The organism is Mycobacterium sp. E3198, assembly GCF_001667015.1.
GTDB lineage: Bacteria > Actinomycetota > Actinomycetes > Mycobacteriales > Mycobacteriaceae > Mycobacterium.
Genome location: NZ_LZIS01000194.1, coordinates 17,379 through 32,113 on the forward strand (window position 1 = coordinate 17,379; position 14,735 = coordinate 32,113).

Here is a 14,735-nt window from a genome sequence, read left to right on the forward strand (position 1 = left end):
CGCCGAGGAAAGTGAGGGGGGTTAGGTGACGTCGTCATGTTGACCGGCGGTGAACGACGGCTCCGGTACCGCCTCGGGCGCCTCGATGACCGACGCTTCGTCGTCGGGAATCGCGACCTGCGCCTCGCGCTTGGCCTTGCGCCTGTCGTGCAGCCGGGCGATCTGGATGGCGAACTCGAGCAGCACCGACAGCGCCGCCCCGAGCGCCGTCATCGAGAACGGGTCGGATCCGGGCGTGAAGATCGCCGCGAAGGCGAACATGCCGAAAATCAGCCCGCGCCGCCACGACTTGAGCTTCTGGTAGGTCAGCATGCCCGTCTGGTTGAGCATGACGATCAGCAGCGGGAACTCGAAGCTGACCCCGAACACCACCAGCAGGTTGATCAGGAAGCCGAAATACCGGTCCCCGGACAGCGCGGTCACCTGCACGTCGCTGCCGACGGTCAGCAAAAAGCCCAGCGCCTTGGACAGCACGAAGTAGGCCAGCACCGCGCCGACGACGAACAGCACCGCGGCGGGCACCACGAACGCGATCGCGAAGCGGCGCTCCTTCTGGTAGAGCCCGGGCGTGATGAACGCCCACAGCTGGTAGAACCACACCGGGCAGGCCAGCACGATTCCGGCCGTCATGCCGACCTTGAGCCGCAGCATGAACTGGTCGAACGGAGCCGTGGCCAGCAGCCGGCACTGACCGTTGGGGCTGATCTCGGCCCGCGCCGACCGCGGCAGCGAACAGTACGGATGGCGCAACCAGTCGCCGAGGCTTTCCAGCCCGAAGATCGAGTGCGAGTACCAGAAGAAGCCGAAGATCGTCGTCAGCAGGATCGCGGCCAGCGAGATCAGCAGGCGGGTGCGCAGCTCGGTCAGGTGATCGACCAGCGACATCGTCGCGTCGGGGTTGCTGCGGCTGCGCCTGTTGCGAGGATTGAGCCGTTTCAGCAGGCCGGCGGTGCGCGCTGAAACCTTGAAACCTTTCACCGTGTCAGCGGTCGGTCAGTGGCGCGCGCGGCGACGCGGCTACGCCGGGCGCGCTTCGGTGTGCCCCTGCTCGGTGGGGGCCGGCGGGTCGACCCGCTGCGACTGCACCGGCTGAGGGGTCTCGATCGAGGGAGCTTCAGACTTGCCTTCGGTCTGCATTTCGCGCATCTCGGACTTGAAGATGCGCATCGACTTGCCCAACGAGCGCGCGGCATCGGGGAGCTTCTTGGCACCGAACAGCAGGATCACTACGACAGCGAGGATCGCCCAGTGCCACGGACTAAGACTGCCCACTTTGATTACCTCCAGACGTCCACCCGATGCTACCGCAGCGACGGCCGCTGCTACTGGGGCCGCGCCGCCACCTGGTAGGACTCCAGGGCCGCGGCGGCGGCATCCCGTACACGTCGGGCCAGCGACTCGGGTTCAAGCACCCGCACGGCCGAGCCGAACCCCAGGACCAGGCGCGTCATCCAGTCCTCGGAGGCATACGTCATGACGGCCTCGCACGATCCGTCGGCCAGCTCGAGCACCTCCCGCATCGGGTAGTACTCGAACATCCACGAGGCCGCCGGCGCCACCGACAGGCGGGCCGACGGCAGGGCCGGATCGCCGTCGAACAACGACGTGTCCGGCGGCGCGTGCCGCGCGGGTTCGGGCGCGGCGGCCGGTTCGCCCAGCTCGGTGGCGTCGACGATCCGGTCGAAACGGAACAACCGGACGCCTTCGGCCTCCCGCGACCAGGCCTCCAAGTAGCTCTGCCCGCCGATCAACAGGACGCGGATCGGGTCGACGATCCTGCTGGTCAGGGTGTCGTGCGAGGCGGAGTAGTAGTCGATGGCCAGCGCGTGGCGGTACTGCACCGCGGTGCGCACCGCGGTCGCGGCGCGGCTTTCGGCGGTCGCGGGCGTGTCGGCGGCCGCTACCGCGATTTCTTGCCCGGCGGCGCCGGCGGCCGCCTCGATCTTCGCGATCGCGCTGCGCGCCGCCTGTGGATCGACCACCCCCGGGATGTCGGCCAGCGCCCGCAGCGCCACCAGCAGCCCGGTCGCCTCCGGCGAGGTGAGTTTGAGCGGCCGATCGATGCCCGCCGAGAACGTCACCTCGATGGTGTCGCCGGAGAACTCGAAATCGATGAGGTCACCCGGGTAGTAGCCGGGCAGGCCGCACATCCACAGCTGGTTGAGGTCCTCCTCCAGCTGCTTGGCGGACACCCCCAGGTCGGCGGCGGCCTTGGCCCGGGTGACCTTCGGGTTGGCCTGGAAGTACGGCACCATGTTGAGCAGCCGGATCAGCCGGGTGGATACGGGGGTCATCAAAGGCCCGCTTCCACGTGCGACCGCAGCCGGGCCACGACCTCCTCGCGCAGGGATTGCGGCTCGAGCGCGACGGCGTCGGGCCCGTAGCCGGCGATGTCGCGCGCCAGCTGGTCGGCGGATGCGATGTCGACTTCGATCACCTCGCCGCCGCGGCCGGCGAGCTCCCGCGCGCCGATCGACCTTCCGGCGCGCCGCAGGGCGGTGGCCCGCCCGTCGGCGACCCAGACCCGGGCCTGTCCCCCGGCCGGCCACTCGGTGACCGTCTGGGCGACGATCTTGCGCAGGTCCACGCCGTCGGGCACGGTGACCGCGCCGGGCGGGCCGATCGGCGTGACGTCCGCGCCGATCCGGGACAGCCGGAAGGTGCGGGTGGCGTCGCGGTCGCGGTCGTGGCCCACCAGATACCAGCGGCCCTTCTCCGTGACCACGCCCCAGGGCTCGACGGTGCGCGTCGTGTAGGGCTCGGCCCGCGACGGCCGGTGCGGGAACTGCACGGCCTGGCGGGAATCGATGGCGGACAACAGCATCCCGAGGACGTCCTCCGAGCCCCGCAGGCCCGGCACCCCGGCCGGGGACGCGATGGCGACCGGCGTCCCGTTATCAAAGGGATCGACGTCCACCCCGGCGGCGCGCAGCTTGAGCAACGCGCCCTGCGTGGCGGTGATCAGCTCGGGCGACTCCCACAGCTGCGTGGCGACGGCCACCGCGGCCGCCTCGTCCGGGGTCAGCCCCACCGGCGGCAGCGCGTAGGCGTCGCGGTTGATCCGGTAGCCCTCGGTGGGGTCCGTGACCGACACCCGGCCGACCTCGAGGGGGATGCCGAGGTCGCGCAATTCGTTCTTGTCGCGCTCGAACATCCGCGAGAACGCCTCGGCGCTCGGGCTGTCGGAGTAGCCGGCGACGCTGGACCTGATCTTTTCGGCGGTGATGTAGCCGCGGGTGGACAGCAGAGCGATGACGAGGTTGACCAACCGCTCGACTTTCGAGATCGCCATTCGTACCAGGTTATTCGATGGGTCTCGTCGGGCGCTTGCGCCGGGCGGGCGCGCCTACATGCTGGCGATCAGCCGCTTGACCCGCTCGTCGACCGCCCGGAACGGGTCCTTGCAGAGCACCGTGCGCTGCGCCTGGTCGTTGAGCTTGAGGTGCACCCAGTCGACGGTGAAGTCGCGGCCCGCGGCCTGCGCGGCGCTGATGAACTCCCCGCGCAGCCGGGCGCGGGTGGTTTGCGGCGGGGTGTCGACGGCCTCGGCGATGTCCTCGTCGGTGGTCACCCGCGCGGCCAACCCCTTGCGCTGCAGCAGGTCGAAGACGCCGCGGCCGCGCTTGATGTCGTGGTAGGCGAGGTCCAGCTGGGCGATCTTCGGGTCGGACAGCTCCATGTTGTAGCGGTCCTGGTAGCGCTGGAACAGCTTGCGCTTGATCACCCAGTCGATCTCGGTGTCCACCTTGGCGAAATCCTGGCTCTCGACCGCGTCCAGCTGGCGGCCCCACAGGTCCACGACCTGCTCGATCTGCGCGTTGGGCTCCCGGGTCTGCAGGTGCTCGACGGCGCGGCTGTAGTACTCGCGCTGGATGTCCAGGGCGCTGGCCTGACGCCCGCCCGCCAGCCGGACCGGCCGGCGGCCCGTGATGTCGTGGCTGACCTCGCGGATGGCGCGGATGGGGTTGTCCAGCGAGAAGTCGCGGAACGGAACGCCGGCCTCGATCATCTCCAACACCAGCGCGGCGGTGCCGACCTTGAGCATCGTGGTCGTCTCGCACATATTGGAGTCGCCGACGATGACGTGCAGCCGGCGGTATTTCTCGGCGTCGGCGTGCGGCTCGTCGCGGGTGTTGATGATCGGGCGGCTGCGCGTGGTGGCCGAGGAGACGCCCTCCCAGATGTGCTCGGCGCGTTGGGAAAGGCAAAACGTCGCGGCCTTGGGGGTCTGCAGCACCTTGCCGGCCCCGCAGATCAGCTGCCGGGTGACCAGGAACGGCAGCAGCACGTCGGAGATCCGGGAGAACTCGCCGGCCCGCACGATCAGGTAGTTCTCGTGGCAGCCGTAGGAGTTGCCCGCCGAGTCGGTGTTGTTCTTGAACAGGTAGATGTCCCCGCCGATGCCCTCGTCGGCCAGGCGTTGTTCGGCGTCGACGAGCAGGTCCTCGAGCACCCATTCGCCGGCCCGGTCGTGAGTGACCAGCTGCACCAGGCTGTCGCACTCGGCCGTGGCGTACTCGGGATGGCTGCCGACATCGAGGTAGAGCCGGGCACCGTTGCGCAAGAAAACGTTGGAACTGCGGCCCCACGACACCACCCGCCGGAACAGATACCGCGCGACTTCGTCGGGAGACAGGCGACGATGGCCGTGGAACGTGCAGGTGACACCGAACTCGGTCTCGATGCCCATGATTCGCCGCTGCACGTAATCGAGCGTACTGGTTATCGCACGGCAAAGGTGCAGAAGCCGCGCCCACGGATGTTTTCGGTCGGATCTACTCCGACGATTTGCCGCCGGACTCCGGCCCTTCGCCCCCGGATTTCGCGCCCTTCGACTTCGAGCGCTTGCCGTCCAGCTCGGCCAGCATGCTCTCCAGGGCGGGCCGGGTGATCCGCTGGAACGCCCGCCGCGGCCGGTTGGCATCCAGCACGGCGACCTCCAGGCTGCCGACGTCGATGGAGCGCTGGTCGCCGTTGGACGCCTCCGCGCTGCCCTTGCGCAGCGCGGCCAGGGCGATCCCCAACGCCTGGCGCAGGTCGGCGTTCTCGGCGTACGACTCCTTGAGCGCGGTGACGATCGGCTCGGTGGTGCCGCCCATCACCACGAAGTGCGGCTCATCGGCGATCGACCCGTCGTACAGAATCCGGTACAGCTCAGGCGGTTTCGTCTCGCCGTAGTGGGCGACCTCGGCCACGCACAGCTCGACCTCGTAGGGCTTGGCCTGCTCGGTGAAGATGGTGCCCAAAGTCTGGGCGTAGACGTTGGCCAGCTGCCTGCCCGTCACGTCGCGGCGGTCGTAGGCGTAGCCGCGGGTGTCGGCGAATTGGATTCCGCCCCTGCGCAAATTGTCGAACTCGTTGAACTTGCCGGCGGCCGCAAAACCCACCCGGTCATAAAGCTCGCTGATCTTCTGCAACGACCGCGACGGGTTCTCCGCGACGAACAAGACGCCGTCGGCGTAGGCCAGCGCCACCACGCTGCGGCCCCGCGCGATGCCCTTGCGCGCGAGCTCGCTGCGCTCACGCATCGCCTGTTCGGGCGAGATGAAATAAGGGAAGCTCACTTATCCCCCCGCGGCTCGGCGTCGGGACCGAAAGTGTCCGCGCGCGAACGGCTTTCGATGACCTCACGGGCCAGTTCGGCGATGCGGCTCTCCGGCACCTCGGCCGCGCCCTCGACGCCGATGGTGACCGCCGTCGGGTAGATGCCGCGGACCAGATCCGGTCCGCCGGTGGCGGAGTCGTCGTCGGCGGCGTCGTAGAGGGACTCCACCGCCACCCGCACCGCCGAATCGACGTCGGCGACTTGGGAGTACAACTTCTTGATCGACGACTTGGCGAAGATCGAACCCGATCCCACCGCCTGGTAGCCCTCTTCCTCGATGTTCCAGCCGCCGGCGGCGTCGAACGAGACGATGCGGCCCGCGCTTTCGGGGTCCGGGGCGTGGATGTCGTAGCCCGCGAGCAGCGGCAGGGCCACCAGCCCCTGCATGGCCGCGGCCAGGTTGCCGCGCACCATGATCGCCAGCCGGTTGACCTTGCCGGCGAAGGTGAGCGGCACGCCCTCGAGCTTCTCGTAGTGCTCGAGTTCCACCGCGTAAAGGCGGGCGAACTCGACGGCGATCGCGGCGGTGCCGGCGATGCCGGTCGCGGTGTAGTCGTCGGTGATGTACACCTTCTTGACGTCGCGCCCGGCGATCATGTTGCCCTGGGTGGAGCGCCGGTCACCCGCGATGACGACGCCGCCGGGGTATTTCAGCGCGACGATCGTCGTCCCGTGCGGCAGCTGGGCACCCGCGCCGCCCCCCGAGCCGCCGCTGAGGGTTGCCGGCAGTAACTCCGGCGCCTGGCGGCGGAGGAAATCAGCGAACGAGGACAGGTCTACAGCCGGGTTCCCGGGAAGTGGGGAGTTGGTGGACAGGCGATTCGAGAAAGGCCAGGTCACTGTCCGCCCTTTTGGACGTACGCGCGGACAAAATCCTCGGCGTTTTCCTCAAGGACGTCGTCAATCTCGTCGAGCAGGTCGTCGGTGTCTTCGGCCAACTTTTCGCGACGCTCCTGGCCAGCGGCCGTGGCGTCGCCGAAGTCGTCTTCATCGCCGCCGCCACCACCGCGCTTGGTCTGCTCCTGAGCCATCGCCGCCTCCTGCTTGTTCTCGGCCGCTCACACGCCCGCTGGTCTTGTCTACAGTACCGGTCAACGCCGACGTTTCCCGGTCTAACGTCCGCTAGCTGGTCAGTTGTTCCACCAGCTCCACCGCGCTGTCCACGGAGTCCAGCAACGCCCCGACGTGGGCCTTACTGCCGCGTAGCGGCTCCAGCGTGGGGATGCGCACCAGCGAATCGCCGCCGAGGTCGAAAATCACCGAGTCCCAGCTGGCCGCGGCGATGTCGGCGCCGAACCGGCGCAGGCATTCGCCGCGGAAGTATGCGCGCGTGTCCGTCGGCGGGTTGTCGACGGCGTCGAGCACCTGGTGCTCGGTGACGAGGCGCTTCATCGAACCCCGCGCGACCAGCCGGTTGTACAGGCCCTTGTCCAGCCGGACGTCGGAGTACTGCAGGTCGACCAGGTGCAGCCGGGGCGCCGACCAGTTCAGGTTCTCGCGCTGCCGGAAACCCTCGAGCAGCCGCAGCTTGGCCGGCCAGTCCAGCAGCTCGGCGCAGTCCATCGGGTCGCGCTCCAACTTGTCGAGCACGTCCGCCCACGTCTCGACGATGTCGGCCGCGCGGGGGTCGGGGTCGCGGCCGTCGACCAGCTTGGCCACCCGGTCGAGGTAAATCCGTTGCAGCGCAAGGGCGGTCAGCTCGCGACCGTCCGCCAGCGCGACGGCGACCCGCAGCGACGGATCGCGGCTGATCGCGTGGACGGCGTGCACCGGGCGCGCCAGCGCCAGGTCGCTCAGGTCGATTCCGTGCGCGGGGCCCTCTTCGATCAAATCGAGCACCAGCGCCGTGGTGCCCAGCTTCAGGTACGTCGACGTCTCGGCGAGATTGGCGTCGCCGATGATCACGTGCAGCCGGCGGTACCGGTCGGCGTCGGCGTGGGGTTCGTCGCGGGTGTTGATGATGCCGCGCTTGAGGGTGGTCTCCAGCCCGACCTCGACCTCGATGTAATCCGAGCGCTGCGACAGCTGAAACCCGGGCTCGTCACCGGCCGGCCCGATGCCGACCCGGCCCGAGCCGGTGACCACCTGGCGCGACACCAGGAACGGCGTCAGCCCGGCGATGATCGCCGAGAAGGGCGTCTGCCGCGACATCAGGTAGTTCTCGTGCGACCCGTAGGAGGCGCCCTTGCCGTCGACGTTGTTCTTGTAAAGCTGCAGCTTGGCGGCCCCGGGCACGCTGGCGACATGCCGCGCGGCGGCCTCCATCACGCGCTCGCCGGCCTTGTCCCAGATCACCGCGTCCAGCGGGTCGGTGCACTCGGGCGCGGAGTACTCCGGGTGCGCGTGGTCGACGTAGAGCCGCGCCCCGTTGGTCAGGATCATGTTGGCCGCGCCGACCTCGTCGGCGTCGACCACCGGGGGCGGGCCGGCCGAGCGGCTCAGGTCGAAGCCGCGGGCGTCGCGCAGCGGCGATTCCACCTCGTAGTCCCAGCGGGTCCGCTTGGCGCGCTGGATTCCGGCGGCGGCCGCGTAGGCCAGCACCGCCTGTGTGGAGGTGAGGATCGGGTTGGCGGTCGGGTCCGACGGCGACGAGATGCCGTACTCGACCTCCGTCCCGATAATCCTTTGCATTACTTCAAGATAGGCCCGCCGACGATACGGTCCGCTGGGCGGGGTGATCTGGGGCCGGATTCGGCGCGGTAACGGCCCTCGTGCGGTTCGATCGCCACTAGGGTGAGCCCGCATGAGCCCTTCTCTGCGCCGGTCGTCGGGAACGGCGGGCGCCTCGCCGGGATATGGGGCCGAAAGCTGGTTCCTCGAGCGCGGTTTGCCCTCGGTGCTGACCCGGCGGTCGCGGTGGCGACGGCTCTGGCCGCGCTCGGCCCCCGCGCTGGCCGCCTACGGGACTCTGCAGGCCTGCATCCTGCCGATCTACCTGATCACCGGCGGCCACGACGTCGAGATCACCGGGGAGCCGACGACCCCCCAATTGGTCGTGCTGGCGATCCTCGGGGTCGCGCTGCCGCTGATGATCCTCGTCGGCTGGGTGGTGTCGCGGTCACGACGCGGCCGGACCCGCGCGGCCGTGTCGACGATTGCGGTGATCGTGGTGTCATGCGTCGGTCTCACCGTGGGCGGACCGACGGAACTGGTTCAGGAGGCCGTCGTCGTGGCCGCGGTGCTGATCCTGACCGGCTGCGGCGTCGGCTCGGTCGTCGGGTGGGCGGTGCGCATGATGCTGTCGCACCTTGCCACCGTGGGGGCCTTGGTCGTCCGTGCCCTGCCGGTGGTGCTGCTGACCGCGTTGGTCTTCTTCAACACCTACGTGTGGATCATGGCCAAGACGATCAGCGGCCAACGGCTCGGGCTGGCGATCGCCTTTCTGCTGTCGATCGCCGTGGCCTTCGTCGTCTCCGCGACGTGGGAACGGGCCAGGCCGGCGCTGCGGTCGATGATGACGGTGGCACCCAAAGACAGTGAACGGCTTGCCGACACGCCGTTTGCGGACATGCCCGATGGCCCCGATTGCGCGCCGCTGACCCGGGCCGAACGCCTCAACGTCGTCTTCGTGCTGGCCGCCTCGCAGATGGCGCAAATCCTCGTGGTCGCGGTGGTCACCGCCGCCATCTACTTGGTGCTGGGGCTGATCGTGCTGACGCCGTCGCTGCTGAACGAATGGACGCACACCTACACGAGCACCGCGACGGTGCTGGGATTCACGCTGCCGGTTCCCGATTCGCTGATCCACATGACGTTGTTCCTCGGCGCGTTGACGTTCATGTACATCAGCGCCCGCGCGGCCGGCGACGCCGAATACCGCTCCACGTTCCTCGATCCGCTGATCGAGGACCTGCACGCGACGCTGATCGCGCGCAACCGCTACCGCGGCGCCGTGGCGGCGACGGCGTGTGAAGTTGACGCCACCAGCGCCAGTGATTAATTTCACACGAATGACCGACCTGGCTGGAAAGCGTTACGGCGAAGTGCTTCTCGTGACCCCCGGCGAGGCCGGCCCACAGGCTTCGGTCTACAACAGCTTCCCGCTCAACGACTGTCCCGCCGAGCTGTGGTCGGCGTTGGACGCGCAGGCGATCGCCGCCGAAAACGGCGCGGCCGCAGCGCTGCTCAACGGCCCCCGGTATTGGCTGATGAACTCCATCGAGAAGGAACAGCAGGGCCCGCAGGTGACGAAGACCTTCGGCGGCATCGACATGATCCTGCAGGCCACCGTCCTGCTGTCCTCGATGAACCCGTCGCCCTTCACCGTCAACAAGGTGAGCCGGCACACGGTGTTCGTCTTCAACGCCGGCGAACAGGTCTACGAACTCATCGACCCCCACGGCAAGCGCTGGGTCATGCAGACGTGGAGCCAGGTCGTCGACCCGGATCTGAAGCGCGAAGACCTGCCCGGGCTGGCCGGCCGGCTGGAGCTGCCGGACGGGTGGAGCTACCAGCCGCGCGTGCTCACCGACGAGTTGCGGGTGGACACCAGGTCCGAGGCCGCGCAAGTGCTGCAGGACAACCTGACCAACAGCTACTCGCTCGAGACGTGACCTAGGGGCGGTTCGCGAGCCAGCTGCGGTGGCGCACCGCGGCCTTTCGCGCGGCCTTGGCGAGCGCCCGGTCCGGCAGGTGGCGGCCCAGCGCGTCGAGCACCTCCGCGGTCTCGGGTGCGGGGTGCCGCCACATGTTTTCCAGCAGCTGCAACGGTTCGGACATCCCGGCGAACAGGCTGCACAGCTCCTCGGGGGACTCCACGGCGGCGGAGAGCACGTCTACCAGGACCGGGACATCGACGAAATTGCCGACGGTTTCGGCGTCGGCGAGGTCACGTTGCACCAACCACAGCGCGGCATGCCCGGCGACGGGCGTGTCCAGGAGCTGACGCACCCACGGTTCGGCCACTTCGACGTCGAAGCTGTGCAGCGCGAAGAAACCCATCATCCGGGTGGCGGCGCTCGGACTTTGCGCTATCGCCTCGGTGAGCATCCGCACGCGTTCGATGTCCGGACGGTCCGATTGCCAGCTTGCTATCAGGGCCTGCTGCTGCGTTTCCGGCGCCGACAACAACGTTTCGATCAGTTCGGCGCCGTCGCCGTCGGCGACAGTGTCCGCGCGGCGCAACGCATAACCGGACTCGTCCAGATAATCCGGCAGGACGTGGCGGCCAAGGGCGGTCAGCGTCACCGTGCCACCGGTCCAATAGTTACGGCCAAATTCTTCGGGTATCTCGGAGCGGCCGACCCACTGCACCACCCCAGCGTCTTCCAAGACCTCGAAGATCCGGCTCATATCTCGGTGGGTCAGCCTGCCGAGATCCCGCATCCAGTCCCGCGCGCGCGGCGCGATCCGCCGATCCACCACTGACTGAGCCCACTCGAGGATGGAATCGAAACCCAGTTCGGCGGTGTCGTCGGCGAGCAGCGGGGCCAGCCAATGCACGATCCCGTCGTCGAGTAGCTCGTGCATCTCGTCGAGGAACCAGATGCGGCCCGAGAACAGCGACTCCAACGGGCCCAGTTCGACGATCGCCGCGAACAGCGCTGCGGCCCGCTGCAGGGTAGGGCGGGTAGCCCAGGCCTTCACCGGAACCAACCGGCGGTGGTGCACCCGGACGGCGCCGGTCTGCTTGGCGATGTCCACGATGAAGTTCAACTGCGGCAAGTCCGCCGTGGACGAGGTCCGCCACGTCTTGTCGCCGATCTGGGGGTCCATCTCGTCGCCGGTGTCGAGCAGGTCGACCAGCGCGTGCCCATCGGCCAGCTTCAGGTTTCCCTTGTCGGTCAGTTGTTTTCCGTCAGTGCCCAGATAGTCGCGCAGCGCTTTGAGTTTCGCGAGCAACGGTGCCGCTGCCGCCGCAGTTTCGACGTCGGCCAGCGGCGGCGGGATGTAGACGAACGGCAACTCGTAAGGATCCGGCTCCTCGACCGGTCCGGTGCCGTATCGCTCTTCTATTTCCGCGAGGGCCGCTTGGAATTGCTCGTCGTCCTCGTCGTCGACGAACGAGTCCACGACAGGTGTGAGAGTGCCCAATTCTGCGCGTACGGTCGGGGCGAGATCGACGGCCAACTTCCTCAGCCTGTTGGCGCGCTCGATACCGCCCATCAGACGCCCGGTGGCCGCCATGAAATCGACGTAGACGGCGACCGCGTTGCAGAGAAACTCAGCGCCGTTGGGATGGCCCTGGAACTGGCTGGGGCACCACTGCAGCAGAAACTCCGTGACGTCGCCGGGGGCGAGTTCGTCGAGAACGCCGTTGGAGTCGCGATAGCGCCAGTCGAGCAAGATCTCGACGTCGGTGACCACCGCCGCGCGTTCCCGCTCGGGGCGGTCCAACCAGCTGCCAAGCTCGTCGAGCAGAGCATCGCGCGCGGCGGCGAACGCGTCGTCGTCGTCGCCGGGATCGAAACGTAGCCGCATCGGGGCGACGTTAGTCGGTGCGCCCGACAAATGTTTACAGGTACTGACCCAGGTTGGACTCGGTGTCGATGGCACGCGACGCGCTCGACGACTTGCCGGTGACCAGGGTGCGGATGTAGACGATCCGCTCGCCCTTCTTGCCCGAAATCCGCGCCCAGTCATCGGGGTTGGTGGTGTTGGGCAGGTCCTCGTTCTCGGCGAACTCGTCGACGATGGAGTCGAGCAGGTGCTGGATGCGCAGGCCGGGTTGACCGGTCTCCAGCACCGACTTGATGGCGTTCTTCTTCGCCCGGTCGACGACGTTTTGGATCATCGCCCCGGAGTTGAAGTCCTTGAAGTACATGACCTCCTTGTCACCGTTGGCGTAGGTGACCTCCAGGAACCGGTTGTCGTCGATCTCGGCGTACATCCGCTCGACGACCTTTTCGATCATCGCCTTGATGCAGGCGGTGCGGTCGGCGTCGAACTCGGCGAGGTCGTCGGCGTGCAGCGGCAGCGACTCGGTCAGGTACTTCGAGAAGATGTCCTGCGCCGCCTCGGCGTCGGGCCGCTCGATCTTGATCTTCACGTCCAGGCGCCCCGGGCGCAGGATCGCCGGGTCGATCATGTCCTCTCGGTTGGACGCGCCGATGACGATGACGTTCTCCAGGCCCTCGACGCCGTCGATCTCGCTCAGCAGCTGCGGGACCACCGTCGTCTCGACGTCCGAGGAGACCCCGGTGCCGCGGGTGCGGAAGATCGAGTCCATCTCGTCGAAGAACACGATCACCGGCGTCCCTTCCGACGCCTTCTCGCGGGCGCGCTGGAAGATCAGCCGGATGTGCCGCTCGGTCTCGCCGACGAACTTGTTCAGCAGTTCCGGGCCCTTGATGTTGAGGAAGTACGACTTCGCCTCGCGGGCGTCGTCGCCGCGCACCTCGGCCATCTTCTTGGCCAACGAGTTCGCGACCGCCTTGGCGATCAGCGTCTTGCCACAGCCGGGCGGGCCGTAGAGCAGCACGCCTTTGGGCGGGCGCAGCGCGTACTCGCGGTACAGCTCCTTGTGCAGGAACGGCAGCTCGACGGCGTCGCGGATCTGCTCGATCTGGCGGGTCAGGCCACCGATGTCCTGGTAGCTGACGTCGGGCACCTCCTCCAGCACCAGGTCCTCGACCTCGGCCTTGGGGATGCGCTCGAAGGCGTAGCCGGCTTTGGTGTCGACCAGCAGCGAGTCGCCCGGACGCAGCTTGCGGGGCTTGGTGTCGTCGTTGAGGGCGTCGGGGACGCCGTCCGGCAAGTCCTCGGCGACCAGCGGCTCGGCCAGCCACACGATGCGTTCCTCGTCGGCGTGCCCGACGACGAGCGCGCGGTGCCCGTCGTTCAGCACCTCGCGCAGGGTGGAGATCTCGCCGACCGATTCGAACGTGCCGGCCTCGACGACGGTCAGGGCCTCGTTGAGCCGGACCGTCTGCCCCTTCCGGAGCGTGGCGACCTCGATGTTCGGCGAGCACGTCAGGCGCATTTTGCGGCCCGAGGTGAACACGTCGACCGTGTCGTCCTCGTGCGCCCCCAGCAACACGCCGTAGCCGCTGGGCGGCTGGCCGAGCCGGTCGACCTCTTCCCGCAGCGCCAACAGTTGCTGGCGCGCCTCCTTGAGGGTGTCCATCAACTTGGAATTGCGCGCGGCGAGGGAATCGATGCGGGCTTCGAGCTGATGCACGTCGCGGGCAGACCGTGTGCTGCCGGGCGTCCCAACCGCGTGGTCCAGTTGTTCGCGCAGCACCGCTGCCTCACGGCGTAACTGTTCCAATTCGGCAGCGTCGTCGCTGGACATGCCAGTGTCGCCGGCGTTGCCGAATGCTTCAGAACGCTCTGAGTCACCCATGTTGCGCTCCTTTCCCGCCCCGAGATTCGCGGTGGTACTTCAACGCTACCGGCGATTGCCGGTTGATGTGCGCAGTCAAATGCTCACGAAAAGTTAAGACTTTGGTTCCACTGGTAATCTCTGCCACGAATCGCGCCGAGCGAAAGGACGACCGTGGCCCCAAAAGCCCTTGCCACGGGCTCCGCCGGCGCCGTCCTCCCCGGCGCGGCGGCCCCCGCTGTGACATCCATTGCACCCGTTGGCCCGACGGCGCCCGCGGGCGCCTGACCAGAACGAACCGTATGCAGCAAGGCCTGTCCGTTGCGCTGAGCGCCGCCGCCGCGGTCGCGGCGATCGGGCTCGCCGGATGCTCGCACGCCGGCCCGAAGGTCGTGTCCTCGCCGTCGTCGCGCGGCCCCGCCACGTCGACCCCGGTCGTCGTCGCGCCTCCCCCGACCGCTCCGCTGCCGGCGGCCGACGCCCTGATCGACGTGCTCAACCGGCTCTCCGACCCCAACGTGCCGGGCGGCAACAAGGTGGCCCTCGTCGAGGGCGCGACCGCCGAGAGCGCGGCCACCCTGGACAACTTCACCAACGCGTTGCGGGACAACGGCTACCTCCCGATGACGTTCACCGCGACCGACGTCGCCTGGTCGGACAAGAACCCGTCGCACGTGCGGGCCACCGTCACGGTCAACACCGCCCAGACGAACAACGGCAAATTCACGTTCCCGATGGAGTTCACGCCGTTCCAAGGGGGCTGGCAGTTGTCCCGCCGCACGGCCGAAATGCTGCTGGCGCTGGGCAACTCGGCCGGGGGGCCGACGCCCGCCAACCCGGCCCCGGGCCCCGCGCCCGGCCCCGCAC

The 14,735-nt window shown here is 68.2% G+C and carries 14 protein-coding genes; 3 read left to right on the top strand and 11 right to left on the bottom strand.

The window, feature by feature from the left end:
- Positions 1 to 21: 21 nt before the first annotated feature.
- From tatC to dop, 9 genes are all read right to left on the bottom strand, one after another.
- Entirely contained in the window at positions 22 to 978 is a 957-nt protein-coding gene (gene tatC, locus A5673_RS21360; protein WP_156748454.1) for a twin-arginine translocase subunit TatC, read from the bottom strand.
- Between the two features lie 39 nt (positions 979 to 1,017).
- Positions 1,018 to 1,272: a Sec-independent protein translocase subunit TatA gene (gene tatA / locus A5673_RS21365; RefSeq protein WP_068237075.1), complete on the bottom strand. Its 255-nt coding sequence runs from the start codon at positions 1,270 to 1,272 to the stop codon at positions 1,018 to 1,020.
- A 50-nt stretch (positions 1,273 to 1,322) separates the two neighbouring features.
- The gene (locus tag A5673_RS21370) at positions 1,323 to 2,294 is read right to left on the bottom strand and encodes a YafY family protein (RefSeq protein ID WP_068237077.1); all 972 of its coding nucleotides are present in this window, start codon (positions 2,292 to 2,294) and stop codon (positions 1,323 to 1,325) included.
- Positions 2,294 to 3,292, bottom strand: a complete 999-nt coding sequence (locus A5673_RS21375) for a YafY family protein (RefSeq protein ID WP_068237081.1) — start codon at positions 3,290 to 3,292, stop codon at positions 2,294 to 2,296. Before A5673_RS21375 ends, A5673_RS21370 begins: the two co-directional genes overlap by 1 nt.
- Positions 3,293 to 3,346: 54 nt before the next feature.
- A complete protein-coding gene (gene pafA, locus A5673_RS21380) occupies positions 3,347 to 4,705 on the bottom strand; it encodes a Pup--protein ligase (RefSeq protein ID WP_156748456.1) in 1,359 nt (452 codons plus the stop codon).
- Positions 4,706 to 4,775: 70 nt separating this feature from the next.
- Complete coding sequence (prcA, locus tag A5673_RS21385; protein WP_068237088.1) at positions 4,776 to 5,564, bottom strand: proteasome subunit alpha; 789 nt, start codon at positions 5,562 to 5,564, stop codon at positions 4,776 to 4,778.
- Positions 5,561 to 6,445, bottom strand: coding sequence for a proteasome subunit beta (prcB, locus tag A5673_RS21390; RefSeq protein ID WP_068237091.1), 885 nt, complete (start codon positions 6,443 to 6,445; stop codon positions 5,561 to 5,563). The genes prcA and prcB overlap by 4 nt, the downstream gene beginning before the upstream one ends.
- Entirely contained in the window at positions 6,442 to 6,636 is a 195-nt protein-coding gene (locus A5673_RS21395; protein ID WP_068237096.1) for a ubiquitin-like protein Pup, read from the bottom strand. Before A5673_RS21395 ends, prcB begins: the two co-directional genes overlap by 4 nt.
- 91 nt (positions 6,637 to 6,727) lie before the next feature.
- On the bottom strand, positions 6,728 to 8,236 hold the full coding sequence (gene dop / locus A5673_RS21400) for a pup deamidase/depupylase (RefSeq protein WP_068237097.1): 1,509 nt from the start codon (positions 8,234 to 8,236) through the stop codon (positions 6,728 to 6,730).
- Between the two features lie 112 nt (positions 8,237 to 8,348).
- Here dop and A5673_RS21405 point away from each other — a divergent pair, with 112 nt between their 5' ends.
- Positions 8,349 to 9,545, top strand: coding sequence for a hypothetical protein (locus A5673_RS21405; protein ID WP_082958877.1), 1,197 nt, complete (start codon positions 8,349 to 8,351; stop codon positions 9,543 to 9,545).
- Between the two features lie 10 nt (positions 9,546 to 9,555).
- Positions 9,556 to 10,158, top strand: coding sequence for a hypothetical protein (locus tag A5673_RS21410; protein WP_068237102.1), 603 nt, complete (start codon positions 9,556 to 9,558; stop codon positions 10,156 to 10,158).
- Between the two features lies 1 nt (position 10,159).
- Here the strand turns inward: A5673_RS21410 and A5673_RS21415 are convergent, their stop codons facing one another.
- Together A5673_RS21415 and arc are read right to left on the bottom strand one after the other, a co-directional pair.
- Positions 10,160 to 12,025: a hypothetical protein gene (locus A5673_RS21415; protein WP_068237104.1), complete on the bottom strand. Its 1,866-nt coding sequence runs from the start codon at positions 12,023 to 12,025 to the stop codon at positions 10,160 to 10,162.
- A gap of 34 nt (positions 12,026 to 12,059) precedes the next feature.
- Positions 12,060 to 13,889 carry a proteasome ATPase gene (arc, locus tag A5673_RS21420; RefSeq protein ID WP_068237106.1) on the bottom strand — a complete coding sequence of 610 codons (1,830 nt, stop codon included), beginning with the start codon at positions 13,887 to 13,889 and terminating at the stop codon, positions 12,060 to 12,062.
- 281 nt (positions 13,890 to 14,170) lie between these two features.
- Between arc and A5673_RS21425 the strand changes: the two genes are divergently transcribed.
- A partial coding sequence (locus tag A5673_RS21425) for a hypothetical protein (RefSeq protein WP_068237108.1) occupies positions 14,171 to 14,735 on the top strand: 565 nt, incomplete at its 3' end.